This is a genomic window from Rhizobium sp. 05N49, assembly GCF_056396805.1.
This window is the reverse complement of the sequence record NZ_JBFTME010000002.1, coordinates 160,424-184,109: the sequence shown is the minus strand read 5'-3', so window position 1 is coordinate 184,109 and position 23,686 is coordinate 160,424. Positions and strand designations below refer to the sequence as shown.

The 23,686-nt window shown below is 60.1% G+C and carries 25 protein-coding genes; 7 read left to right on the top strand and 18 right to left on the bottom strand.

What is annotated here, in order from left to right; all coding sequences use genetic code 11:
• Position 1 precedes the first annotated feature (1 nt).
• The 10 genes from AC1DF8_RS05095 to AC1DF8_RS05050 all read right to left on the bottom strand — a co-directional run bounded on the left by AC1DF8_RS05095 (position 2) and on the right by AC1DF8_RS05050 (position 9,574).
• The gene (locus AC1DF8_RS05095) at positions 2-634 is read right to left on the bottom strand and encodes a LysE family translocator (RefSeq protein ID WP_477995152.1); all 633 of its coding nucleotides are present in this window, start codon (positions 632-634) and stop codon (positions 2-4) included.
• Positions 635-778: 144 nt separating this feature from the next.
• The gene (locus AC1DF8_RS05090) at positions 779-1,762 is read right to left on the bottom strand and encodes a type II secretion system F family protein (protein ID WP_112542767.1); all 984 of its coding nucleotides are present in this window, start codon (positions 1,760-1,762) and stop codon (positions 779-781) included.
• Between the two features lie 14 nt (positions 1,763-1,776).
• Complete coding sequence (locus AC1DF8_RS05085) at positions 1,777-2,784, bottom strand: type II secretion system F family protein (RefSeq protein WP_477995151.1); 1,008 nt, start codon at positions 2,782-2,784, stop codon at positions 1,777-1,779.
• Position 2,785: 1 nt separating this feature from the next.
• Entirely contained in the window at positions 2,786-4,270 is a 1,485-nt protein-coding gene (locus AC1DF8_RS05080) for a TadA family conjugal transfer-associated ATPase (protein ID WP_112542769.1), read from the bottom strand.
• A gap of 23 nt (positions 4,271-4,293) precedes the next feature.
• A complete protein-coding gene (locus tag AC1DF8_RS05075; RefSeq protein WP_477995150.1) occupies positions 4,294-5,571 on the bottom strand; it encodes a CpaE/TadZ family protein in 1,278 nt (425 codons plus the stop codon).
• Between the two features lie 17 nt (positions 5,572-5,588).
• Positions 5,589-6,341 (bottom strand): CpaD family pilus assembly protein, encoded by a 753-nt coding sequence (locus AC1DF8_RS05070; RefSeq protein ID WP_112970138.1) that lies wholly within the window; start codon positions 6,339-6,341, stop codon positions 5,589-5,591.
• Complete coding sequence (locus tag AC1DF8_RS05065) at positions 6,338-7,849, bottom strand: type II and III secretion system protein family protein (protein ID WP_477995149.1); 1,512 nt, start codon at positions 7,847-7,849, stop codon at positions 6,338-6,340. The genes AC1DF8_RS05070 and AC1DF8_RS05065 overlap by 4 nt, the downstream gene beginning before the upstream one ends.
• 5 nt (positions 7,850-7,854) lie before the next feature.
• A complete protein-coding gene (gene cpaB, locus AC1DF8_RS05060; RefSeq protein WP_018114940.1) occupies positions 7,855-8,670 on the bottom strand; it encodes a Flp pilus assembly protein CpaB in 816 nt (271 codons plus the stop codon).
• Positions 8,671-8,780: 110 nt separating this feature from the next.
• Positions 8,781-9,293: an A24 family peptidase gene (locus AC1DF8_RS05055; protein WP_113016239.1), complete on the bottom strand. Its 513-nt coding sequence runs from the start codon at positions 9,291-9,293 to the stop codon at positions 8,781-8,783.
• Between the two features lie 104 nt (positions 9,294-9,397).
• Entirely contained in the window at positions 9,398-9,574 is a 177-nt protein-coding gene (locus AC1DF8_RS05050; RefSeq protein WP_113016238.1) for a Flp family type IVb pilin, read from the bottom strand.
• A 391-nt stretch (positions 9,575-9,965) separates the two neighbouring features.
• Here AC1DF8_RS05050 and AC1DF8_RS05045 point away from each other — a divergent pair, with 391 nt between their 5' ends.
• The 7 genes from AC1DF8_RS05045 (at position 9,966) to AC1DF8_RS05015 (ending at position 15,508) form a co-directional block, all read left to right on the top strand.
• A complete protein-coding gene (locus AC1DF8_RS05045; protein ID WP_113146785.1) occupies positions 9,966-10,370 on the top strand; it encodes a pilus assembly protein N-terminal domain-containing protein in 405 nt (134 codons plus the stop codon).
• Between the two features lie 109 nt (positions 10,371-10,479).
• Complete coding sequence (locus tag AC1DF8_RS05040) at positions 10,480-11,109, top strand: TadE/TadG family type IV pilus assembly protein (protein WP_477995148.1); 630 nt, start codon at positions 10,480-10,482, stop codon at positions 11,107-11,109.
• Positions 11,109-11,690 carry a TadE/TadG family type IV pilus assembly protein gene (locus tag AC1DF8_RS05035; RefSeq protein WP_018114946.1) on the top strand — a complete coding sequence of 194 codons (582 nt, stop codon included), beginning with the start codon at positions 11,109-11,111 and terminating at the stop codon, positions 11,688-11,690. Before AC1DF8_RS05040 ends, AC1DF8_RS05035 begins: the two co-directional genes overlap by 1 nt.
• 201 nt (positions 11,691-11,891) lie before the next feature.
• Complete coding sequence (locus AC1DF8_RS05030) at positions 11,892-13,112, top strand: phosphopentomutase (RefSeq protein WP_477995147.1); 1,221 nt, start codon at positions 11,892-11,894, stop codon at positions 13,110-13,112.
• Positions 13,109-14,077 carry an adenosine deaminase gene (locus tag AC1DF8_RS05025; RefSeq protein ID WP_477995146.1) on the top strand — a complete coding sequence of 323 codons (969 nt, stop codon included), beginning with the start codon at positions 13,109-13,111 and terminating at the stop codon, positions 14,075-14,077. Before AC1DF8_RS05030 ends, AC1DF8_RS05025 begins: the two co-directional genes overlap by 4 nt.
• Before the next feature lie 110 nt (positions 14,078-14,187).
• Positions 14,188-14,817, top strand: a complete 630-nt coding sequence (gene upp, locus AC1DF8_RS05020) for a uracil phosphoribosyltransferase (protein WP_018114949.1) — start codon at positions 14,188-14,190, stop codon at positions 14,815-14,817.
• A 124-nt stretch (positions 14,818-14,941) separates the two neighbouring features.
• Complete coding sequence (locus tag AC1DF8_RS05015) at positions 14,942-15,508, top strand: TIGR02281 family clan AA aspartic protease (RefSeq protein WP_477995145.1); 567 nt, start codon at positions 14,942-14,944, stop codon at positions 15,506-15,508.
• 6 nt (positions 15,509-15,514) lie between these two features.
• Here the strand turns inward: AC1DF8_RS05015 and deoA are convergent, their stop codons facing one another.
• The 8 genes from deoA to AC1DF8_RS04975 form a co-directional block, all read right to left on the bottom strand.
• The gene (gene deoA, locus AC1DF8_RS05010; protein WP_477995144.1) at positions 15,515-16,822 is read right to left on the bottom strand and encodes a thymidine phosphorylase; all 1,308 of its coding nucleotides are present in this window, start codon (positions 16,820-16,822) and stop codon (positions 15,515-15,517) included.
• A gap of 1 nt (position 16,823) precedes the next feature.
• On the bottom strand, positions 16,824-17,600 hold the full coding sequence (gene deoC / locus AC1DF8_RS05005; RefSeq protein ID WP_113016231.1) for a deoxyribose-phosphate aldolase: 777 nt from the start codon (positions 17,598-17,600) through the stop codon (positions 16,824-16,826).
• 21 nt (positions 17,601-17,621) lie between these two features.
• Positions 17,622-18,416 carry a purine-nucleoside phosphorylase gene (locus AC1DF8_RS05000; RefSeq protein WP_113211205.1) on the bottom strand — a complete coding sequence of 265 codons (795 nt, stop codon included), beginning with the start codon at positions 18,414-18,416 and terminating at the stop codon, positions 17,622-17,624.
• Positions 18,413-18,802, bottom strand: coding sequence for a cytidine deaminase (locus AC1DF8_RS04995; protein ID WP_477995143.1), 390 nt, complete (start codon positions 18,800-18,802; stop codon positions 18,413-18,415). The genes AC1DF8_RS05000 and AC1DF8_RS04995 overlap by 4 nt, the downstream gene beginning before the upstream one ends.
• Before the next feature lies 1 nt (position 18,803).
• Positions 18,804-19,775 (bottom strand): ABC transporter permease, encoded by a 972-nt coding sequence (locus AC1DF8_RS04990; RefSeq protein ID WP_112542780.1) that lies wholly within the window; start codon positions 19,773-19,775, stop codon positions 18,804-18,806.
• Between the two features lie 10 nt (positions 19,776-19,785).
• Positions 19,786-20,889 (bottom strand): ABC transporter permease, encoded by a 1,104-nt coding sequence (locus tag AC1DF8_RS04985; protein WP_029616440.1) that lies wholly within the window; start codon positions 20,887-20,889, stop codon positions 19,786-19,788.
• 7 nt (positions 20,890-20,896) lie between these two features.
• The gene (locus AC1DF8_RS04980) at positions 20,897-22,408 is read right to left on the bottom strand and encodes an ABC transporter ATP-binding protein (RefSeq protein WP_113016258.1); all 1,512 of its coding nucleotides are present in this window, start codon (positions 22,406-22,408) and stop codon (positions 20,897-20,899) included.
• A 72-nt stretch (positions 22,409-22,480) separates the two neighbouring features.
• Complete coding sequence (locus AC1DF8_RS04975; RefSeq protein ID WP_018114958.1) at positions 22,481-23,473, bottom strand: BMP family lipoprotein; 993 nt, start codon at positions 23,471-23,473, stop codon at positions 22,481-22,483.
• Positions 23,474-23,686 lie beyond the last annotated feature (213 nt).

Here is a 23,686-nt window from a genome sequence, read left to right as displayed (position 1 = left end):
GTCATCTGCTGCTCAATCCGGACAGGATGAGACGCAGGCCGAGACCGGCCATGACCGCGCCCGCGGCCCTGTCGATCCAGGCCTTGGCAGCAAGATAGACTTTGCGCGGCTGCTGGGTCGAAAAGGCGAGCGCAACGATCGCATACCATCCCGCTTCGACCAGGAACACGCCAATCGGCAGTGCCAGCAAAAGCTCCACCGGCACCGTCTTGGGCAGCAGCGCCGCGAAGATACTGGCGTAGACCACGATCGTTTTGGGATTGCTCAACTGCGTCAGCATCGCTGCCGTGAAACTGCGCGCCGGCGTGCTTTTACCGGCTATGTCGCCTGAAAGCGCCAGCGGTTCGCTGGCGCCCTTCCAGATCGCGACAGCAATATAGATCAGATAGGCGCCGCCCGCGATCTTGAGAACGAGGTAAAGCCACTCGAATTGCGAGAGCAGCGCCGTCAAGCCGGCAAGGGCAAGGATGGCGAAGGTCACGCCGCCGATGCCCATGCCGAGTGCAGCGGCAAGCCCATCAAAGCGGGAACGCGAAATGGCGATGCGCGAGACGACGACGAAACTCGGGCCGGGGCTCATGGCGCCGATCATCAAAGCGCTGATGATGCTGATAAAGATGCCCAGAGATGACATGGCAAAACTCCATTCTCACACAATTCCGGATGTAAAACCGCCATGCAATTTTGCTGGAAATGCCCACCCGATCAAGGGCCGCTCGCCGATGATCGCCGTTTGTTTTGCCGTTCTTGGGAAAAGCGGGGTTTCCGGATCTCTTAATCAGAACCGATCGGCGACCTGGATGCCGGCAGGGCCAAGGATGACGGCGATCAGCACCGGCAGGAAGAAGAGGATCATCGGAACGGTCAGCTTCGGCGGCAGGGCAGCGGCCTTCTTTTCCGCCTCGTTCATGCGTTCGTCGCGGCCCTCCTGGGCAAGGACGCGCAGCGCTGTCGCAACGGGCGTGCCGTAACGGTCGGCCTGAATGAGCGCCTGGGTGACGGAGCGGACCAGATCGATCTGGGTGCGGGTCGCGAGATTCTCGAGGGCGACGCGGCGATCCGGCAGGAAGGAGAGCTCAGCGGTCGTAAGCACCATTTCTTCGGCGAGCGGCGGTGACTGTTCGCCGAGCTCTTCGGAAACCCGGCGCATGGCTGCCTCGATGGAAATACCCGATTCCACGCAGATCAGCATCATGTCCAGCGCATCCGGCCAGGCGCGCTTGATGGATTGCTGACGCTTGCCCATACGGTTGGAGATATAGATGTTCGGCGCATAGAAGCCGATATAGGCGATGCCGATGACGATGAAGATCCGGATCGGCAGGCCCTTGTCGGCAAGATTGCCGAGACCGAACATCCAGAATGCGGCAACCGCCAGGAAAAGAAACGGCAGAAGAAAGCGCGCGACAAGGAAAGTGTTCAGCGCATTTTCCGAACGCAGACCAGCCGCGCGCAGCTTGTTCATCGTGTTGTCGTCGACAAGCGCTTTGCGCAGATTGAACCGCTCGACAATTTGACGGACGGATCGATTGTTCTGGTTTCTGAGCGTCGCCTTGCTGCCAGTGTCGGCATTCATACGGGCGCGCTCGCGGGCGCGGATCTGCTCACGCTCGGTCGAGACGGCCTTCATGCGCTTGTTGAGATCGCCACGCTCGAAAAAGGGAACGGCAAGCGTGTAGAAGGTGGCAAAGACAGCGATGGCGACGAGCACCGCCACGATCATGGCGGGATCGGTCAATGTTGCGGCTAGTTCCTGCGACATGTGCCCTGCTCCCGCTAGATATCGAAATTGATCATGTTGCGCATCACGAAGATACCGATCGACATCCAGACCGCCGAAAAGCCCATGATGAAGTGGCCGCGCGGATCGGTGAACAAGAGCATCATGTATTGCGGCGACGTGAGGTAAACGAGCAGGGCAACGATGAAAGGCAGGGCGCCGATGATGCAGGCCGATGCCTTGGCTTCCATCGACAGCGCCTTGACCTTGGCCTTCATCTTCTTGCGGTCACGCAGCACCTTTGAAAGGTTGCCGATCGCTTCCGACAGGTTGCCGCCAGCCTGCGACTGGATGGCGATGACGATCGCGAAGAAATTGACTTCCTGCAACGGCATCTGATTGGTCATGCGGGCGCAGGCTTCGGGCACGCTGAGGCCGACCTGCTGCGATTCGACGATACGGCGGAATTCGCCCTTGACCGGCTCGACCCCATCGGTCGCAACGAGGCGGATCGCGTCGTTCAGCGGCAGGCCGGAGCGGATGGAGCGGACGATAACGTCGAGCGCATTCGGAAATTCATCGAGGAACTTGTTCTGGCGGCGCGAAATGAGGAAGCCCAGCACCCAGCGCGGCAGACCAAGCCCTGCGGCCACGGGGATACCGAGCATGACCGGTGTCGATGCGCCGGCAATGAAGAGCAAGACCAGCAGCACAAGTGCGAAGAACGCGCTGAAGAGATAGAAACGGGTTGGCGTGATCGGCAGTCCCGCCTGCACCAGGCGGGATTTCAGCGACAGCGTTTTCTTGGTCTTCTCGTGCTGCCGTTTTTCGAGATCCTTCAGGCTGTCCTGTACCGATTTTCGGCGCTTCGACAGTTCCTGCACGCGGTCGCGGGCAGCCTTGACCTTGGTGCGATCGACTTCGGCCGATTTGACGCGGTTGATGCGACTTGCCGATTTCTTGTCGCTCTCGATACGCGAGAACAATACGGCATAGCTCACCGCTGCCGCCGCAACAGCTGCAAGAACGACAATTGCCAGCACTGTCGGATCGATGCCGAACATCTCAATCCTTCGATTTCAGTTCCATCTCGTCGAGCGCGGCGGCGAGGCGTTTTTCTTCGTTGTAGTAGCGGGCGCGATCCCAGAAATGCGGTTTGCCGATACCGGTCGACATATGGCGCCCAATCAGACGGCCGCTCGCGTCCTCGCCTTCGATCTCGTAACGCATCAGATCCTGAGTGATGATGACGTCACCTTCCATGCCGATCACCTCGGTGATCTGGGTGATGCGACGCGAGCCGTCACGAAGGCGCTGCGCCTGGATGATGACATCGATCGAGGAGGAAATGATTTCGCGCACGGTCTTTGCCGGCAGGGTGAAGCCACCCATGGCGATCATCGATTCCATACGGCTCAGGCATTCGCGCGGGTTGTTGGCGTGGATCGTGCCCATCGAGCCGTCATGGCCGGTGTTCATGGCCTGCAGCAGGTCGAAAACCTCTGGTCCGCGCACTTCGCCGACGATGATGCGTTCGGGACGCATACGCAGGCAGTTCTTGACGAGGTCGCGCATGGTGATCTCGCCCTCGCCTTCGATGTTCGGCGGGCGGGTTTCCAGGCGCACCACATGCGGCTGCTGGAGCTGCAGTTCGGCCGTATCTTCGCAGGTAATGACGCGCTCGTCGCGGTCGATATAATTCGTCAGGCAGTTCAGAAGCGTGGTTTTGCCCGAGCCCGTTCCGCCCGAGATGATGACGTTGCAGCGGACGCGGCCGATGATCTGAAGCACTGTCGCGCCCTCAGGCGTGATGGCGCCAAAGCGCACCAGCTGATCGAGCGTCAGCTTGTCCTTCTTGAACTTACGGATCGTGAGTGCCGGGCCATCGATCGACAGCGGCGGCGCGATGACGTTGACGCGCGAGCCGTCGGGCAGGCGCGCGTCGCAGATCGGGCTCGATTCATCGACGCGGCGGCCAACCTGGCTGACGATGCGCTGGCAGATCGAAAGAAGCTGCGAATTGTCGCGGAAGCGGATTTCGGATTCGATGGTCTTGCCGCCGACTTCGATGAAGGTCTGGCCGGCACCATTGACCATGATATCGGCAATGTCGTCGCGCGCCAGCAGCGGCTCGAGCGGACCGTAACCAAGCACGTCGTTGCAGATATCCTCGAGCAGTTCTTCCTGCTCCGAGATCGACATCGCGAAATTCTTGATGGTGATGATATCGTTGACGATATCGCGGATTTCCTCGCGTGCGCTTTCGCCATCCAGCTTGGAGAGCTGCGAGAGGTCGATCGTATCGATCAGCGCGGAAAAGACCTGCGCCTTGGTATCGTAATATTCGTCCGTTCGGGCGGGCCGCTTGCGCTGCGGCGTCTGTATAGGCGGCGGCGCCACCTGCTGGCGGACAGGCTCGCGCGACGGCTCGACGAGCACCGCGGGACCGGATGGCGCTGCCGGGGCGGCAGCCGGCATCGGCGGCGGAGGAGCGGCGATCCCGCCGGCACCGGCCTTTCCGAAACCTTCATTTCCGCGTTTTCCGAACATTGATCCGATCCAATTCTACTCGTTCACTTGCGCTTCAGAAGGCCGAGCAGGCCGCCCTTCCTGGATTTCTTGATCGCCACGCGACCCGTGACGATGTGCGAGATCTGCGAAAAGGTCTCTGATGTCGGCGACTTCGGATCGACCTCGGAGATCATCCGGCCGCTATTGGCGGCGTTACCGAAAAGACCGATATCGAAGGGAATGATGGCGATCGGTTCGACTTCCAGCGGCTCGCAGAAATCTGAAATCGAGATTTCCGGCCGCTTTGGCATGCCGACCTGATTGAGAATGAGATGCGGCACCTTGTCGTTCGGACGCATCTTGCGGAGCGCATCAAGCATGTTCTTGGTGTTGCGAAGGTTAGCGAGGTCGGGAACGGCGCAAATGACGACCTCATCGGCGCTCGACAGGACCGAACGGGTCCAGTCCGACCAGGCATGAGGAACATCGAGCACCGTCACCGGCGCACTGCGCTGCAGCACATTCATGACCGGCTGGAAGGCCTGGCCATCGAAATCATAGGCGCGATCGAGAAGCGAAGGGGCAGCCAGAAGCGAGAGATGCTCCGAGCACTTGGTCAGCAGGCGGTCGAGGAAAACCTCGTCAAGACGTTCCGGCGCAAAGACAGCCTCGGCAATGCCCTGGGCCGGATCCTGATCGAAATCGATGTTCGCCGTGCCATAAGGCAGGTCGAGATCGGCCAGGATCGTTTCGGTCGAGAACAGGCTCGAGATCCCGAAGGCGCAATTGTGAGCGATGGTCGATGCGCCGACACCGCCCTTGGCGCCAATAAAGGCGATCGAGCGGCCAAGCGGCTCGGCTTCCGGATCGACGAAGATCGTCGCCATTGCGGCCATGATATCCGGCATGGCGACAGGCTGGACCATATATTCGGAAATGCCGTTGCGGATCAGATCGCGGTAAAGACCGATATCATTGTAGTAGCCGACGATGATGACCTTGGTCGAGGGATCGCAGACGGCAGCAAGTGGCGCGAGCTCGGCAAGCAGGCCCGCAGGATTCGCCCTGGTTTCAAGGATGATCAGGTTCGGGGTCGGTGCGCTGGAAAACATGTTTGCAGCCGCCGCCGTTCCGCCGCTGGTAATGCGCAGACTGACTTTCGACATGCGACGGTCATTGGCGCAGCGCTCCATCACCCGCTGCAATCCCTCGCTTTCGCAGAAAGCGTGCACGGAGATGCGCGGCAGCGGCCGCATATTTTCCAGTTCGCCCATGCGCATAGCCTCTTCGGCATGGCGGAGCTCGCTGGTATTCTTGATTTCGTAGTCGACGGTGCTCATCGTTTCATCCCGCCTGATCAGAAACCGGTCTGGCCGGAATCGACATCATCGATCGTGGTCGTGGTCGTCCGGTATTCCTGGATCGCCTGATTGCGCCGCTCGGCGTCGATCGGAGTCATGCCGCGCGGAGCGACAAAATCTTCCGGATTGGCGACCTGAGCGGCGAGGTTGTTCTGCGAGGCACAACCGAAATTGTAGTAATTCTGGTTCGTGAAGTCTGCCGAGATATCCCTCGGCCACTGACCGCACTGGGTCGTTACCGCCGTCATACCGGTGAAGCTCAAGCGTATCGGCGCAGCGTCGCGGAGACCGGTTGCTGCATAGGACGTATTGATGATCTTGTTGCTGGCAATGCCACGCGAAGCAAGTTCGGCACGAACCTGGCTGCGCAGGGCGCGAGCCGCGCCTGCATTGGCGGATCCCTCCGGAGACAGGATGTAGACCGGACCGGAAGCGCGCGACGCGTAGTTTTGCGCAAAGCCGCGAATCAACTCGCGCTGTGCAATCGTCAGGCGGCGATCGCTGGAGGCAACGGGAATATCGACCGTTTGTTCGGCTTCCGTCACGACGATCGGGTGGCGCTCCCGGTAATCATCAGGAATGCCTCCGGTCGTGAGCTGGTCACGCGGACCGGCGCAGCCGGAAAGAATTGCAACGGCGAGTGATGCAGCCACGAGCAGAGGCCTTGTCGTGCGGAAATGTATCGCGCTGCAATGGGCCATCGCCTGATCTCTGTTCGTTTTCATCGGTTCAGACCCTGCCCCGCTCATTTGTAGATAAATCCGATGGAACCATGGAACTGCGCATCGGCAACCGGCGCTTGGGAGCTGCCGTAGACCTTGTTGACGCGGTTCATGAAGAAGGCGGATGCGTCATCCGGCGGGCTGAAATTGTCATCCGGCCGATTGAGCTGATTGCGTGCCACCGGGCGCACCAGGTAGGGCGTCGCGATGATGACGAGTTCCGTTTCCTGACGTTCAACCCCCTTCTGGCGGAAGAGCGTGCCGAGAAGCGGGATCTTCGATGCGCCGGGAGTGCCGTTCATCGTCTGAGAGATGTTGTCGCGGATGAGGCCAGCTAGAGCAATCGAACCGCCCGAGGGGAGTTCGACCGAGGTCTCTGCCGAGCGGCGCTGATAGGTGGGCGCGGTCCCTGATACCGACGGCGCCGGCTCCGAGACATTGGTCTTGATCTGCAGGCTGATGCGGCCCGAAGAGAGGACCACCGGTTTGAAAGCCAGATTGATACCGTAGTTATAGGGAACGACCGTGACGTTGCCCTGGTTGTCCGTCGTCGAATAAAGAACCTGACCGCCTGAATTGAAAGTCGCGGCCTGACCAGAGATCGCGGTCAAAGTGGGTTCGGCCAGCGTGCGGACGACCTTGCCCTGTTCCAGTGCGTTCAGATAGGTCGAAATATCGTACTTGCCGATCGAGTTCTTGAAGAGTGCCGCAAGGCCACCACCGACGACGGATGTGGCCGTATCCGCCGAGGGACTACCAAGCTGGGCGACCGTCATGCCCGAGGAGTTGGTAACGAGATTGTCGAAACCGAGTTGCTTCAGGATTTCGCGACGAACCTCGGCGATCGTGACCTTGAGCGTGACCTGGTCTTCACCTTGGATCTGCAAGAGGTTGACCACCTGTGAGACCTGGCGGTTTTCGGCAAAGAGTGCAACTGCACTGTCGCCGCCGGTGCCTGACGCGGTTTCCGTACGCGTGGTGGCCTCACCGCCCTTCAGGAACGCTTCAGCGAGCGATGCTGCCTGAGTTGCATCTTGTGGCGTGCGAACGGTACCCGTCAGCACGATATTGTCAGAAACGATCTCGACCTTGATGGCGGAGTCGGGAATGAAGCGGCGCAGATTGACCTCAAGCCCGGATACGTCGCGCTCGATCTCGATATCGAGACTGACGACCTCCTCGCCGCTGGCGCCGAAAACGAAGATGTTGGTCTGCCCGACCTTCTTGCCGAATAGGTAGATGCGCCGCGACGTACGGGTTACGGCATCGGCCATGCTGGGATCGGAAACGAGAATGTCATGGGCGTCTTCCGGCAGGTCGACCACCAGCGCCTTGTTGAGGCCGAGCTTCAGACGGCGATGCGCGCCGGGACCGCCTTGCGAAATACGGATGAGGCTTTCCGAGCCGGCATTGGCCTGCTTCACTTCCAAAGGCGCATGAAAGGAAAACGGCATAACGCCCGTCGCCGCCATTGCCAGAGAAAGGCAGCCGGTCAGGAAAAGCCTGGTGCGCTGTTTTGAGTTGCCCATCTGCATTTCCCTTACTCCGGCTTCACTGAGCCGGTGGCATCCGTAACGATGGAGCCGGACTTGATGACCTGGACGATTGCGCTGCCGTTGTCGCCGCTCAGCAGGTAGTCTGCCGCGCTGGTGTCCTGCTCTTGCGCGTCGGCAACGGAGCGCAGGGCGAGTGAAAGGCGATCGGCCATCTGCTGGGCGACGGCCAGAACCTTGGTCTGGTCGGGGGTGAGTTCCAGCGTTGCTGTCGTGCCAACCGCAGCCTTGGTGCCGTCTTCCTTTTCCTCGATCTGCTGGTCGATGGCGAGAACGCGGACGTTACTCAAAACGGTTTCGGTTATATATTTGTCCGTGCCCTGCCCCTTACGCACCATGATCACGTCAACGCGGTCATTGGGGAGGATGAAGCCACCGGCACCGGTCGCCACGGAGATTTCGGTCGCTACGGCGCGCTTACCGGCAGGCAGCAGCGAGGACAGGATTCGGCTGTTGGAATCGGCTACCTTCTCGGGACGGATCGGTTCGCCCTCGAAGACGGGCAAGCGCACGACAGCGCCCTGCAGATCCTTGATAGCGTCCGGCCGATCGGTCTCGGTAATAAAGCCCTGGACAACCCCGTTCTGGGGCCAGGCTATCCAGTGGACCGCCTTCTCATCCAGTCGCGCGCCGACGGGGAGATTGGCGCTGGAAACCAAGACGTTGACGGTCGGCTCTTTCTCGATGACGGATTGAACCTTCGTGACGACGTTGCCACTACCGGCCATGTTCATCGCAAGAAGACCGGCAAGGCCGGCTGCCACCACGGCGACAGCTAGGATAATAAGGCGGGCCGGTTTCATTGATCATTCCTTAGGGCACGACGCGTTCGCCCCGCAGAATGCTCAGGAATTGGTATAATTATAGTTAATGGAACACTTACATTTTAAGTTAACGGCCGATTAATACGCCGTCATTTCAGGCTTTCCAGCGCTGCCAGAAACAGCGGCGAGGACGGAAAGGCGAGGAAGCCGCCAATCGCGATGGCAACACCATAGGGGATCTTCTTGGCGAGCAGGAGCGAATTGGGAATGGGCAGGCCGATCGCCAATATCATATTTGCCTGCGAGCGGATCAACAGGATTGCCAACGTCACCAAACCGCCGATGAAACTGACATAAACGAGAAAGGATAACAGCGCGGGATCGTAACCGAACCAGATCGCAGCCGCGCTCAGAAGTTTCGCGTCTCCGCCGCCCATCACATTGAGCGCAAAGAGTGCAAAGCAAATGCAGAACACGATGGCGGCGCCAAGTGCGTGCATTCCGATTGCAGGAAGAGCCATGCCACTCAAAGGCGCCAGCACGGCGAACGAAATCATCAGGATCAACGACACCCTGTTCGGGATCGTCATCGTCAACAGATCGGATATGGCCGCAAAAACAAGGCAGAGCGGAAAAACCAGAAGGATTGCGGCTACGATCATCTTCTCACCTGCCCCAAGTTTTCATCTGCACCAAGACAAACAGGCTCACGGCGATTCGCTCGTGAGCCTGACCTTACTAAACCAGAGCTACGCCCCAGCAATTATTACTTCACAGCGTCGTCCAGCTTGTTGCCGAGTTCGACGAAGGTAGAATTGAGCTTGCCGCCAAGCGTGGTGGCGCCAGCAACGAGGGCTACGGAAATCAGAGCGGCGATCAGGCCGTATTCAATTGCGGTCGCGCCGGATTCATCTTTCAGAAAACGGCTAAAAAGCTTGGTCATGGTTACTCCTAACTCCAGTTGATGTTCAGCACGTCCGCCAACTGTTGCCGTTGATCGGATGGCTGCAACCTACCGAATGGCCGTTTCCATCGACTTAAAGAAATGCGTTAACAAGGTGTAAACGAGACAACCGGCCCAGTCAGGGTAAGTAATCTCTTACCGCATTGCTTGCATTTCTAAGGAGTTTCCGGAAGTAATGTGTAGCATTAGCTTCCAGGCATCCAGAAACGGCACACGTTTCTGCTATCTGTCGATTCCACGCCTCATCAGAGCGTGCCGATACGGTCCAATACGTTTCGCAAACGAACATGGCAGGAAAAGCTTAAGGCTTCGTTCACCATTTTTTTCCATTCTATCTGCAATCTGCATTGCGATCGTGAAAGAGGGCCAAATGCCATCGAACGGCAAGACCGTTTTCTTTGCCTGGGTGATTGCGGCTCTCACGGCATCCGCGGCCTCCGCCCAGGAGGACATGCTGCGCGTCTATATGGACCACGCGCGCGTCCTGAAGCTCGACCGTCCGGTCAGTAAGGTCATCGTCGGCAATTCCAAGGTTGCCGACGCAACGGTTGCCGACTCCAAGACAATCGTGTTGACGGGCCGCAGCTTCGGCACGACCAATATCGTGCTGCTCGATGGCGACGGCAACGCCATTCTGGACGACCGCATTCTCGTCTCCATAGACGAGGGCAATACGGTGCGCGTCTATCGCCAGACCGAACGCTCGGTTCTTTCCTGCACGCCCAATTGCGAACAGCATTCGCAACAAGGTGAAGCCGCCGCCGCAACCAATTGATATATGCTCAGCTCACGCCTATTCGTTAAAATAGCTGCTCCGAGCTGAAACGGAAAATCAACGAACGCGGCTTAGTGTGGCGCCCGAAGAACATTTTCGGGGCCAGACTATGGCGATCAGTGAGCAGGAGACGGACAACGTGCGTACGTCCCTCCGTCTATCCAGACTTTGCGCCTTGGCACGATCGCGTGATGGTTCCGCCGCGATCGAATTCGCATTGCTAGCCATTCCCTATTTCATCATCATATTCGCCATCCTGGAAACCTTCATCGCCTTCGCTGCGGAAGAACTTGTTTCGAATGCCGTCGATACGATGAGCCGCGAGATGCGCACAGGGCAGATCACATTCGATTCTACCCGCCCGACCTACAAGACGCAGACACAGTTCCGGCAGGCCTTCTGCAACGAGATTTCGATCATCATCCGCTGCTCGCAGACCGAGGCGGCTACACCCAGCAAGCTCTATCTGGATGTACGGAGCTTCACAACTTTTGCCTCGATCCCGACGACGATCCCCCGAGCATCCTCGGATAAGTATTCCGACCTCAAGACTTCGGATTTCAAGTTCACGCCCGGCGGCCCCGGCTCGATCAACATGGTGCGTGCCTATTACCGCTGGTCCATCATTGTCGATCTCGTTCGTCCCTATGTCACAGGCCTTCGCCCTGTCGGCAGTTCCATGCCGAGCGAATATCTGATCGTCGCGACGGGTGCCTTTCAGAACGAGCAGTATCCATAATGGCGCGAAGCAGCCTTTTCATACGGTTGAGTTCAACGGCGCGGCGATTTGCACGCGACCGCCGGGGCGTCGGTGCCATTGAGTTTGCGATCATCTTCCCGGTTCTCGTCATGCTTTATCTCGGTGCGTTCGAGATCACGATCGGGCTCAGCGTCAGCAAGCGCACGACACGTGCTGCCGGCTCGATCGCCGATATCATTACCCAGCAGCAGAGCGTCACAAAAAGCTCGCTAACGGATATCGCCAAAGCCGCCCCGGCAATCTTCGCACCCTATGACAGTTCCGGTCTTTCGTTGAAGGTCACCGCAATCCAGATCGACGGCAGCGCCAATCCTACCGTTCTTTGGTCCTGGGCCCAGAGCGGTGCGGCACCCTATGCCAAGAACAGCGCGGTTTCCGATGTGCCCACGGAAATGAAGAAGGCAAACAGCTTCCTCATCCGCACCGAGCTCAGCATACCCTACACGCTGCTCGTCTTTGCTCCCAGCTTCTTGCCGGCAGAGACACGCACCATCACGATCAGCCGCAGCTACTTCTATCGCCAGCGTCAAAACGACAATATTCCCTGCGGCGACTGCTAAAGCGTAACGTGATCGCTAGGTTCCGCCGACACCCTTCAAGTCCCTGTTTGATAGATGTCGTTCTCGCAAAACCGCTTTAGGGCAAGATGCGCGGCGCTTTCGCAGCTCAAATTTGCCAAGCGGTTCCCGTCAATATATGGCTTGGCGCCAGACAGATCGTTCCAGCCATACGCTGACGACAGCAGATAATACGGGTGAAAAATGGCGCGGGCCTTTCTCTTCGTTCTGGATTCCTTCGGTGTCGGCGGAGCGCCGGATGCCGCAGCCTATGGCGATGAAGGCGCCGATACGCTCGGCCATATCGCCGAATTCTGTGCGGCAGGTGCAGCCGACCGCGCCGGCCTCCGTTCCGGCCCCCTTGCGCTGCCGAACATGTCTGCACTCGGGCTGCTGCATATTGCCCGGGCGGCCAGCGGCCAGTTTCCGGCCGGTATGCCGCTGCCGGACAAGATCTACGGTATCTACGGCGCTGCCAACGAAACGTCGCGCGGAAAGGACACGCCGTCAGGTCATTGGGAAATCGCCGGAACGCCTGTTACCTTCGATTGGGGTTATTTTCCGAGCGAGGGCGATGCCTTTCCGCAGGAACTGATCGATGCGCTCTGCCGCGCGGCTGACGTTCCCGGCATTCTCGGCAATTGCCATGCTTCGGGAACCGAGATCATAGCCCGCTACGGTGAAGAGCATATGCGCAGCGGCAAGCCGATCTGCTATACCTCCTCGGATTCCGTGTTCCAGGTCGCAGCTCATGAGGTCTATTTCGGCCTCGACCGCCTGCTCACCTTTTGCCAAATCGCCCGCAGCCTGCTCGACCCCTACAATATCGGCCGCGTCATCGCGCGTCCCTTCATTGGCCAAAGTGCTGCGACCTTCCAGAGAACCGGCAACCGCCGTGACCTCTCGGTGCCGCCTCCGGAGCCGACGCTGCTCGACCGGCTCGTCCAACATGGCCGCAATGTGCATGCGGTCGGCAAGATCGGCGATATCTTCGCCCATCACGGCGTTTCGCGGGTCATAAAGGCAAATGGCAACGATGCCCTGATGGATGCTTCCCTTGCCGCAATCGACGAGGCGGAAGATGGCGATATCGTCTTCACCAATTTCGTCGATTTCGACATGGTATATGGCCATCGCCGCGACGTGCCGGGCTATGCGGCTGCCCTCGAAGCCTTCGACACGCGCCTTACTGAAGTTCATCAGAAGCTGCGGGCCGGCGACCTCGTGGTCCTGACCGCCGATCACGGTTGCGATCCGACCTGGCGGGGCACGGACCATACGCGCGAGCGCGTGCCCATCATCGCTTACGGTCCCGGCATCAGATCGCGCTCGGTCGGTATACGGCGGACCTATGCCGATATCGGCGAAAGCATTGCGCGGCATCTCGGCATTCCCGCGGGGCCGCATGGGAGGAGTTTTCTGTGACATCGCATTTGAAGAAGGTCGAGCTGCACTGCCATCTGGAGGGTGCGGCTCCGCCTGATCTGACCGAGGCACAGGCGCGCAAATATGGTATCGACATCAGCGCCTGCCTGCAGGACGGCGCCTATGTCTGGCATGATTTCGCGAGCTTTCTGGAATGTTACGACAAGGTTTCCGAGGTTTACAAGACCGAGGAAGACTATGCGCTGCTGACGGAAACCTATCTGGAAGAACTTGCCGGCATCGGTACGATCTACAGCGAGCTCATCGTTTCGCCAGACCACGGCAAGCGCATCGGGCTCGGCGCGGACGCCTATATATCGGGTGTGTGTGAAGGCATCCGCCGGGCAAAGGCGAAAAGCGGTATCGAGGCACGGCTTATCGTGACCGGGGAACGGCATTTCGGTCCGGATAGGGTCATCGGCGCTGCGGAATATGCGGCAAAGGCCAATAATCCGCTGATAACAGGCTTCAATCTCGCCGGCGAGGAGCGGATGGGTCGCGTCGCCGATTATGCGCGCGCCTTCGACATCGCCCGCGATGCAGGGCTCGGCCTCACCATACATGCCGGTGAAGTTTGCGGCGCCTTCAGCGTTTCGGACGCATTGGACGAGGTGCGTCCCTCGCGTATCGGCCATGGCGTACGGGCGATCGAGGACGCTGACCTCGTCAGGCGGCTTGCGGACCTCGGCACGGTACTGGAGGTCTGCCCGGGTTCAAACATCGCGCTCAAGGTCTTTCCAGATTTCGTATCGCATCCGTTGCGCAGACTGAGAGAAGCAGGCGTCAAGGTGACGATCAGTTCCGACGATCCACCCTTCTTCCACACATCGCTCAAGCGGGAATACGAGCTTGCCTCGGAGGCCTTTGCCTTCAGCGATACTGAAATCGATGCTATGACGCTAACGGCCATCGAGGCTGCCTTCGTCGACGAAGAGACACGCAAGGCGTTGCTTGCCCGCCTTTAAAGGCGCGTGGGATTGTTAATGGTCCAGGCAAATCAGTCTCCGCTCTTGCAGTGGAGGCGATTTCCATGGAAGAAACAGCCGATAAGTACAAAGAATTGGAAGGTTTCCCTATGGACGGCGTCACAGTCATCGATCACCCGCTCGTGCAGCACAAACTCACCATCATGCGGCGTAAGGAAACCTCGACAGGCAGCTTCCGCCGGCTGTTGCGCGAAATTTCGACACTGCTCTGCTATGAGGTGACGCGCGATCTGGAACTGACGATGGAGACGATCGAAACGCCGATCCAGCAGATGCAGTCGCCGATCCTCGAAGGCAAGAAGCTGGTCTTTGCCTCCATCCTGCGCGCCGGCAACGGGCTCCTGGAAGGCATGCTCGATCTGGTCCCTTCCGCCCGCGTTTCCCATATCGGCGTCTATCGCGACCACGAAACGCTGCAGCCGGTCGAATATTACTTCAAGGCGCCTGAGGATGTCGCCGAGCGTCTGATCATCGTCGTCGACCCGATGCTTGCTACCGGCAACTCCTCGATTGCCGCCATCGACAAGCTGAAGGAGCGCGGAGCGCACAATATCCGCTTCCTCTGCCTGCTGGCCGCCCCTGAAGGTATCAAGAACTTCCGTGCCGCGCATCCCGACGTTCCGGTCTTCACGGCGGCGATCGACAGTCATCTGAACGAGAAGGGCTATATCGTGCCCGGTCTCGGCGATGCCGGCGACCGCATGTACGGTACCAAATAATTTCGGCTTCCTTTACCAATTCGAAAGCCTTCCAGGCCCGGGCAGTTCGTTCCGGGCCTTTTTATGTCGCCGTTAGCAACTTTTCAGCACTTATGGCTTAGCTGCTTGAAGCGTGAGGTCCCGCATGAGGCGGGGGTTATACAGGAAGGATTTCTGTTTCATGCTCATGCGTACCGTCATATTTGCCAGCATCGCGGCTGCGCTGGCAACACAAGTGCCTTCCCTGCTCACCCGCACGACGCCGCCCGGCAATACGATCTCCGCAAATTTCGTCTCGACCGAAGATAGCGCGCCTGATGCGCCGGCCACGATCGCCGACGGCGGCATGATGCGCCTGCAGGCCGATCCCCAGGGCCATTATACCGGCAATTTCAGGATCAACGGCAAGCCCGTGCAGGGGCTGATCGACACCGGCGCCACCTATGTCGCGCTGAACGAAAGCCTCGCCCGCAGGCTGGGCTTCACCGGCAACCAGCTCGATTTCCGCTATGCAGTCAATACCGCGAACGGCCAGACCAAGGCGGCGCATGTGATGCTCGATCGCATAGAGATCGGCGGCATTCGCGTTCGTAGCGTCGAAGCCTTCGTGCTGAAAGACGAGGCGCTGAGCGGCACGCTTGTCGGCATGAGCTTCCTGCAGAAGCTTGCCTCCTATTCCGTCGCTGACGGCTCCCTCAGCCTCAAGCAGTAAATTCCATCAGATACGGCCGGCGATGACAGGTGGAAGCTCCGGCTTCTCGTCTGCAAGGCGATAGTTTGCAGTAAGAGCGGCGACGGCCTTTTCGGCCGAAGCCTCGTCTGCCGCGTGAACGAGCGCGATCGGATCGCCCTCATGCACATGCGTTCCAAGCGGCAGCAGGCGGGTGAAGCCGACGCTGTGGTCGATCCGGTCGGCCGGGTGGCGTCGTCCGCCGCCGAGATCGATGACGCTGACGCCCACGTCGCGGGCGTCGCAGGCGGCGAGCCAGCCGGCGCGCGACGCCGGAACGGGCCGTTCGACGGGCGCCTTGCGCAGATAGGCATCCGGCCGTTCCAGAAGATCGGCCGGGCCGCCGAGCATATGCACCATGCGCGCGAAGATCTCCGCAGCCTTGCCGGAAGAGAGAGCATCCTGCGCCTTGCTCTCCGCCTCGAGAAGCGAAGTCGCGATACCCGACTGCACGAGCATTTCGGCGGCAAAGGCAAGCACGATCGTTTCGAGGCGGGTACCGGTCTTTCGCCCTGCCAGAAAATCGAGGCAGTTGCGGACTTCCACGGCATTGCCGGCGCTATCGGCAAGCGGTTGGTTCATGTCCGTGATCAGCGCAGATGTCTTCACACCCGCGCCATTTGCGACCTGCACCAGGGAATGCGCGAGCACGATTGCCTGCTCGGGATCGGCCATGAAAGCGCCGTTGCCGGTCTTGACGTCGAGCACCAATGTCTGCAGGCCGGCGGCAAGCTTCTTCGACAGGATCGAGGCTGTGATGAGCGGGATGGAATCGACGGTCGCCGTCACATCGCGCACGGCGTAGAGCCTGCCATCGGCCGGGGCCAAAGCGCCGGTCGGGCCTATGATGGCGCAGCCAACCTCTTTCACCACCTTGCGGAAGAGACCGGCATCCGGATTGATCGTATAGCCTGGAATGGATTCGAGCTTGTCCAACGTGCCGCCGGTATGACCAAGGCCGCGGCCTGATATCATCGGCACGGCCAGACCGCAGGCGGCGGCAATCGGGGCAAGCATCAGCGAGACGTTGTCGCCCACCCCGCCGGTCGAGTGCTTGTCTGCGACGGGCCGATCGATGCCCTCCCAGGAGAGCATGTCGCCGGAGCGTGCCATGGCGAGCGTCAGTGCGACGGTTTCGGTGCGCGACATGCCCTTGAACCAGACGGCCATGGCGAATGCGCCGATCTGGCCTTCCGACAGATTGCCGGCAGCCAGCGCCGCGATAAAGGCGTCGATATCACCAGTCGGCAGTTCCGCGCCGTTGCGCTTCTGGCGGATGATCTCCTGCGGGATCATCTCAATAGCTCGAGGCTGCCGCCGGCTTCGGCTCCGTGCCGCTGAGAACGGAGAGGATATTGTCGAGCAGGCCGGACGCGCCGAAACGGAAGGTGGAGGGCATCGCCCAGTCCGGCGTCATGATGGTTTCGGCAAGGCTCAGATAAAGGGCAGCATCCGCAACGGTCGATATGCCGCCGGCCGGCTTGAAGCCCACCTTGCGACCGCTCTCCCTGATCGCGCGGATCATGATGTCGGCCGCTTCGAGCGTCGCGTTGACGGCGACCTTGCCGGTGGAGGTCTTGATGAAATCGGCGCCGGCTTCGATCGCCAGTTCCGAGGCGCGGCGGATGAGAGCGGCATCCTTCAGCTCGCCAGCTTCGATAATGACCTTCAACAGGACAGGCGCAACGCATTCGGCGCGCACGGCCGCGACCATATCGGTAACGGCCTTCTCGTTGCCTGCCATCAGCTTGCGATAGGGGATGACGAGATCGATCTCATCGGCACCATCGGCGATCGCCTCGCGCGTTTCGGCAGCGACATCGGCGATTTCCATATCACCGGAGGGAAAATTGACAACGGTCGCAATACGGACCGGGTGGCCCTTGCCGAGCACGATGCGGGCATGGGCGACGAAACGCGGCCAGATGCAGATTGCAGCGCTGCTGCCATAGGGGGTCTGCGCGCGGGCGCAAAGCGTGTCGATCTGCTCCTGGGTGCAATCGTCCTTCAGGTTGGTGAGATCGAGAAGGGAAAGGGCGACGGCGGCCGTTTCCCGGCTGGAATGGCTGTTCATTTTCGCTTCCTCCACCGGCAATCAGTGTCCGGCAATCATTTCTTTGAGTATGGCGGCGAGACGGGCACCGCCAACCGGCGCCATATCCTTGGTTTCCTCGTGGCTGAGCTCGTTTCCGGTCATGCCGGCCCCATAGTTGGTGATTACCGAGGCTGCCGCAACCCTCAGGCCCAGCATTCTTGCGATGATGACTTCAGGCACGGTCGACATGCCGACCGCATCGGCGCCGAGAATACGCGCCATGCGGATTTCGGCCGGCGTCTCGAAGCTCGGGCCTGAGAACCACATGTAGACGCCGCTTGCGAGCGGGATGCCGAGCGTCTTCGCTGCCTTTTGCATCGCCGCCGAAAGCTCGGCATCATAAGCATTGGTCATGCCGACGAAACGATGATCGCTCTCCTGCCCGATCAGCGGGTTCATGCCGGAATAATTGATGTGGTCGGCAATCTGCATGACCGAGCCGGGCGGAATGTCCTCTTTCAGGGAGCCCGCCGAATTGGTGAGGATCAGGGCCTCGACGCCGAGGGCGTGCAAGACCTCGATCGGCAGGCGCATGGCATTGGCATCGCCCTTTTCATAATAGTGGACACGGCCGGAGAGCATGATGACCGGCACCGAGCCGAGATGGCCGGCGACGACCTCTCCGGCATGGCCGGAGACGGCGCTGACCGGGAAACCCGGCAAGTCCTTGTAAGGAATGCACACCACATCGGTAAGCTCGCTGACGAGCGAACCGAGGCCGGAGCCAAGCACGATGCCGTAGCGCGGTTTGAGCCCGCCGAGCAGAGCCGCGAGCAGATCGATGGTTGCGATCATCCGAGTTCCGTCTCGAAGCTGAAGGGAAGAAGCTCTTCCATGGTCATGGTCTTCTTCACGCCGGCTTCGTCGCAAAGGTAGATCTTCGTCTCCTTCGAGGCGAATTCCGAGATCTTCTGCCGGCACCCGCCGCAAGGCGGGCAGAGCGGCAGTTTTTCGGCGATGACGGCCATTTCGACGATCCTCTTGGCGCCACCCATGATCATGGCGCCGATCGCCGTCGGCTCGGCGCACCACCCTTGAGGGAAGGAGAGGTTCTCGATATTGGCGCCGGTATAGATTTTGCCATCCTCGGCGCGGATCGCCGCGCCGACCGGGAACTTGGAATAGGGAGCGTGCGCGAAGGCCATGGCGCCGCGCGCGGCTTCGAACAGGTCGTGAGACATATCAACGCTCCTTCGTATAGGGCACGCCGCCGGCCTTCGGCGGAATTGCAACGCCGATGAAACCGGCGAGCAGAACACAGGTCAGGATATAGGGCAGGGCCTGGAAAACCTGAACTGGTACCTCGCCAATCAGCGGTACCTGTTTGCCTTGCATGAAATTCGCCAGCGCATCGAGGAAGCCGAAGAGCAGGCAGGCGAACATGACCGGCACCGGCCTCCACTTGGCGAAGACGAGAGCGGCAAGCGCGATATAGCCCTTGCCCGCCGACATGTCCTTGATGAAGGCCGCCGATTGGGCGATCGCCAGATAGGTGCCGGAGAAGCCGCAGAGGATACCGGCGCACATGACGGCGCGGTAACGCAGCCAGGTTACCGAAATGCCTGCCGTATCGACCGCACCCGGATTTTCGCCGACAGCACGAAGACGCAAGCCGAAACGCGTGCGGTAGAGGACCCACCAGGAGAAGGGCACGGCGAGAAAGGCGAGATAGGTCAGGATGTTGTTGCCGGAGATCACGCCGGCATAGAGCGGGCCAATGAGCGGCACGTCCCTGACGGCCTCGGCACCCGGCAGAATGATCGGTGCGAAGCGGGCGTCGGGTGCAAGCTGCGGCGTGCGGCCGCCCTGCCCGAACCAGGCCTGGCCGAGCACGATGGTGATGCCGGCGATGAAGAAGTTGATGGCCACGCCCGAGATGATCTGGTTGCCGCGATTGGTGATCGAGGCAAAGCCATGCACGAGGCTGAGTGCCACCGAGCAGACCACACCGGCGCCCAAGCCTGCCCAGGCCGATCCGGTGAGATAGGCCACACAGGCGGCGGCGAAAGCCGAGCCCAGCATCTTGCCTTCGAGGCCGATATCGAAAATCCCGGCGCGTTCGGAAAACAGGCCAGCGAGTGCGGTAAAGATCAGCGGAATGGAAAGCCGGATCGTCGAGCTCAGAACGCTGATGAAAATTTCATAATATTCCATCGTCCGCTCCCTAGGCTCGCTTGAACTGCTGGTAGATGCGCACCATTGCCGGGCGGAACATGTATTCCAGCGCACCGGCAAACAGGATCACCAGACCCTGGATGACGAGGATCATCTCGCGGGTGATGTTGGGCATTTCGAAGGAGATCCAGTCGCCGCCCTGATAGAGGACGCCGAAAAGGATCGCTGCGAAGATGATGCCGAGCGGATGGTTTCGTCCCATCAGCGATACGGCGATGCCGACGAAGCCGGCGCCACCGACGAACTCCACCTGCAGACGGGCCGACGAGCCCATGACCGGATTGAGCGCCATCATGCCGGCGAGCGCGCCTGACAGCAGCATGGCGATGATGATGGTGCGCGCATGGGGCGTGCCGGCATAGGCGGCGGCTGTCGGGCTGACGCCCAGCGTGCGCATATCGAAGCCGAGCTTGCTGCGCCAGACCAATACCCAGACGAACCACGCGGCGAACAGCGCGATGATGAAGGAGACGTTGAACGGGGCCGCACCGAGCTTGGAACCGAACATGGTCATGACCCAGCTAAGCTTCGGAAGCTGCCCGCCCTCGAGGAAAGTGCGGGTTTCCGGCGCCATCTTGCCCGGCACGATCAGCACATGCACCAGCAAATAGACCATAAGGGCGGCTGCGATATAGTTGAACATGATCGTCGTGATGACGATGTGGCTGCCGCGCTTGGCCTGCAGGAAGGCGGGAATGAAGGCCCAGGCTGCCCCGAAGAGACCGGCTCCGATAACGGCGATCGGCATCGTCACATACCAGGGTACATAGTTGTCGAGCGCCAGCGCCACCAGCGCACAGCCAAGGCCGCCGACATAGGCCTGGCCTTCTGAGCCGATGTTGAAGAGGCCGGCATGAATGGCGACGGCAACGGAAAGGCCGGTGAAAATGAAACTGGTCGCGTAATAGAGCGTGAAGCCAATGCCTTCACCGCTGCCGAAGGCGCCTTCGATGAGCAGCGAGAGGGCAGCCAGGGGGCTTTCGCCGATCAGCCAGACGACGAAGCCGGAGATCAGGAAGGCAACGACCAGGTTCAAAAGAGGGATCAGACCGTAATTGATCCATCTCGGTAGTGTTACGGAAGCAGTGCTCATCGAGGCCTCACGCGGCAATGCCGGCCATCATCAGGCCGAGGGTCTGTTCACCGGCATCGGGCGTCTTCTCGCCGACGACGTGGCCGGCAAACATGACAAGGATACGGTCTGAAAGGGCGCGGATTTCGTCGAGCTCGACGGAGACGAGCAGAATGGCCTTGCCCGCATCGCGCATCTCGATGATCCGGCGATGGATGAATTCGATGGCGCCTATATCGACGCCACGGGTCGGCTGGCCGATAATCAGCATCTTCGGATCGCGCTCGATCTCGCGGGCGACGACAATCTTCTGCTGGTTGCCACCGGAAAAATTCGCTGTCTTCAGGCGCGGGTTCGGCGGGCGGATGTCGTATTTCTCGATCTTTTCCATCGCATCCTTGCGGATGGCGTCGAGATCGAGCAGCGGGCCGCGGCTGTATTCGGGACGGTGGTGATAGCCGAGTACGGCATTTTCATATTCCTCGAATTTCAGCACCAGGCCCATGTGGTGGCGGTCTTCAGGAATATGCGCGAGGCCGAGCTCACGTAGGCGGGCCGGATCGGCCTTGTCGATCGGCTGGCCGTCGAGCAGGATTTCGCCGGATGCCGGCTTGCGGATACCTGCGATCGCCTCGAGCAGTTCCGACTGGCCATTGCCGGCCACACCGGCAATGCCGACGATCTCGCCAGCGCGGACATCGAAGGAGACGTTGTCGACCATCGTCACGCCTCTGTTGTCCTTGACCGTCAGGTTGCGGACGGACAGCAAGACATCAGCGGGCTTTGCCTCGCCCTTCTGGACCCGCAGTAGCACGCGGCGGCCGACCATGAGTTCGGCGAGCTCTTCGACCGTGGTCTCGCTGGTCTTGCGGGTGGCGACCATCTCGCCGCGGCGCATGACGGAGACAGTGTCGGTGATCGCCATGATCTCGCGCAGCTTGTGGGTGATGAGGACAACGGTCTTGCCCTCGTCGCGCAGCACGCCGAGAATGCGGAACAGGTGATCGGCCTCGGCTGGTGTCAGCACGCCCGTCGGCTCATCGAGGATCAGGATCTCGGCGCCGCGATACATGGCCTTGAGGATTTCCACACGCTGCTGCAGGCCGACCGGAAGCTGCTCGATCAGCGCGTCCGGGTTGACCTCCAGGCCGTATTCGGTCTCCAGCCGCTTGAGCTCGGCGCGCGCGGAAGCAACGCCCCTTGCCAGCAGCGCGCCGCCTTCGGCGCCGAGCATGATGTTTTCGAGGACGGTGAAATTGTCGACCAGCATGAAGTGCTGGTGCACCATGCCGATGCCGGCGGCGATCGCTGCCTGGCTATCCTTGATGGTGATGGGCTGGCCGTTGACGCGGATCTCGCCGCTATCGGCCTGGTAAAAACCGTAGATGATGGACATCAGGGTCGATTTGCCAGCGCCGTTTTCCCCGATAATGCCATGGATCGAGCCCTTGGCGACGGTCAGGTTGATGTCCTTGTTGGCGTGAACGGCGCCGAATTTCTTGTCGATGCCGACAAGTTCGATAGCAGGCTGGTCTGTCACAGCAGGCTCCAAATAAGAAAAGGGCGTATGGCGAAAATCCTTGTCCGCCATACGCCCGATCTCAGTTACGACTCACTTCGGGCAGGCATTGTCCGTGGTGTAATCGTGAACCTTGACGGTGCCAGCAATGATGTCGGCCTTGGCCTTGTCGACGGCAGCCTGCATCTCCGGCGTGATCAGCGGCTTGTTGTTGTCGTCCATGGCGGCGGCAACGCCGTCTTCCTTGACGCCGAGAGACTGGACACCGGCCGTGAACTTGTCGTTCTTGGTGTCATTATAGGCGTTGTAGACGGCGAGGTCGACGCGCTTGACCATCGAGGTCAGTACGGAACCCGGATGCAGGTGGTTCTGGTTGGAATCGACGCCGATCGACAGTTTCTTGTTGTCGGCTGCCGTCTGCAGAACGCCGAGACCGGTGGCACCGGCTGCCGCGTAAACGACGTCAGCACCCTGGTCGATCTGGTTCTTGGTGAGCTCGCCGCCGCGAACCGGGTCGTTCCAGGCTGCACCGGTCGTGCCGGTCATGTTCTGGAAGACTTCGATGTCGGCCTTGGCGGCGCGTGCACCCTGCTCGTAGCCACATTCGAACTTACGGATCAGCGGAATGTCCATGCCGCCGACGAAGCCGACCTTGCCAGTCTTGGATGCCATGCCAGCGAGAACGCCGACGAGATAGGAGCCTTCCTCTTCCTTGTAGAGGACGGAGCGGACGTTCGGCTTGTCGACGACGGAGTCGACGATGATGAACTTGGTATCCGGGAATTCAGCGGCAACCTTCTCGACAGCCGAGGTCCAGGCGAAGGAAACGGCAACAACAGGGTTGAAGCCGCGGCTTGCGAAGTTGCGGATGGCCTGCTCGCCCTGGGTGTCGCCGGTCGGCTCGAAATCACGGTAGGCGATGCCGGTTTCCTTCTTGAACTTTTCAGCACCGTTGAAAGCAGCTTCGTTGAAGGACTTATCGAACTTCCCGCCGGTGCCGTAAACGAGAGCCGGCTTGATGTCGGCGGCAAGCGCCGTCGTCGACATCGCTGCCACGGCAAGGAGGGTGAGAAGGGATTTTTTCATGAGTTTGCAGCCCTGTTGTTGCTATTTGTTTGGGGTCCTCCCGCAAGCCTTTTTCAGGCATGTCTGCGGAACCACCGACCTCCCCCCGGAGGCCTGGCTGCCTGCATCCTTGCATGGCTCCGCAAAAAATTCACGAGAAATTTTTCGGTTGGTAAAGATTTGCCATTATTGCCGAAAATCAATCCACAGGTCCTGAATTCTGGGCAAATCGAC

Bases quoted from the DNA above. Each gene is read 5' to 3' on its own strand.
- upp (WP_018114949.1), top strand. From the start codon at position 14,188: ATGGACGGCGTCACAGTCATCGATCACCCGCTCGTGCAGCACAAACTC.
- AC1DF8_RS04990 (WP_112542780.1), bottom strand. From the start codon at position 19,775: ATGGAATATTATGAAATTTTCATCAGCGTTCTGAGCTCGACGATCCGG.
- AC1DF8_RS05050 (WP_113016238.1), bottom strand. From the start codon at position 9,574: ATGACCAAGCTTTTTAGCCGTTTTCTGAAAGATGAATCCGGCGCGACC.
- AC1DF8_RS05065 (WP_477995149.1), bottom strand. From the start codon at position 7,849: ATGCAGATGGGCAACTCAAAACAGCGCACCAGGCTTTTCCTGACCGGC.
- AC1DF8_RS05015 (WP_477995145.1), top strand. From the start codon at position 14,942: ATGAGGCGGGGGTTATACAGGAAGGATTTCTGTTTCATGCTCATGCGT.
- AC1DF8_RS05000 (WP_113211205.1), bottom strand. From the start codon at position 18,416: ATGATCGCAACCATCGATCTGCTCGCGGCTCTGCTCGGCGGGCTCAAA.
- AC1DF8_RS05085 (WP_477995151.1), bottom strand. From the start codon at position 2,784: ATGTTCGGCATCGATCCGACAGTGCTGGCAATTGTCGTTCTTGCAGCT.
- deoC (WP_113016231.1), bottom strand. From the start codon at position 17,600: ATGAACAGCCATTCCAGCCGGGAAACGGCCGCCGTCGCCCTTTCCCTT.
- AC1DF8_RS05075 (WP_477995150.1), bottom strand. From the start codon at position 5,571: ATGAGCACCGTCGACTACGAAATCAAGAATACCAGCGAGCTCCGCCAT.
- AC1DF8_RS04975 (WP_018114958.1), bottom strand. From the start codon at position 23,473: ATGAAAAAATCCCTTCTCACCCTCCTTGCCGTGGCAGCGATGTCGACG.
- AC1DF8_RS04985 (WP_029616440.1), bottom strand. From the start codon at position 20,889: ATGAGCACTGCTTCCGTAACACTACCGAGATGGATCAATTACGGTCTG.
- AC1DF8_RS05055 (WP_113016239.1), bottom strand. From the start codon at position 9,293: ATGATCGTAGCCGCAATCCTTCTGGTTTTTCCGCTCTGCCTTGTTTTT.
- AC1DF8_RS05040 (WP_477995148.1), top strand. From the start codon at position 10,480: ATGGCGATCAGTGAGCAGGAGACGGACAACGTGCGTACGTCCCTCCGT.
- AC1DF8_RS05030 (WP_477995147.1), top strand. From the start codon at position 11,892: ATGGCGCGGGCCTTTCTCTTCGTTCTGGATTCCTTCGGTGTCGGCGGA.
- AC1DF8_RS05070 (WP_112970138.1), bottom strand. From the start codon at position 6,341: ATGAGCGGGGCAGGGTCTGAACCGATGAAAACGAACAGAGATCAGGCG.
- AC1DF8_RS05090 (WP_112542767.1), bottom strand. From the start codon at position 1,762: ATGTCGCAGGAACTAGCCGCAACATTGACCGATCCCGCCATGATCGTG.
- AC1DF8_RS05095 (WP_477995152.1), bottom strand. From the start codon at position 634: ATGTCATCTCTGGGCATCTTTATCAGCATCATCAGCGCTTTGATGATC.
- cpaB (WP_018114940.1), bottom strand. From the start codon at position 8,670: ATGAAACCGGCCCGCCTTATTATCCTAGCTGTCGCCGTGGTGGCAGCC.
- AC1DF8_RS04995 (WP_477995143.1), bottom strand. From the start codon at position 18,802: ATGTCTCACGACCTGTTCGAAGCCGCGCGCGGCGCCATGGCCTTCGCG.
- AC1DF8_RS05045 (WP_113146785.1), top strand. From the start codon at position 9,966: ATGCCATCGAACGGCAAGACCGTTTTCTTTGCCTGGGTGATTGCGGCT.
- AC1DF8_RS05080 (WP_112542769.1), bottom strand. From the start codon at position 4,270: ATGTTCGGAAAACGCGGAAATGAAGGTTTCGGAAAGGCCGGTGCCGGC.
- AC1DF8_RS05035 (WP_018114946.1), top strand. From the start codon at position 11,109: ATGGCGCGAAGCAGCCTTTTCATACGGTTGAGTTCAACGGCGCGGCGA.
- deoA (WP_477995144.1), bottom strand. From the start codon at position 16,822: ATGATCCCGCAGGAGATCATCCGCCAGAAGCGCAACGGCGCGGAACTG.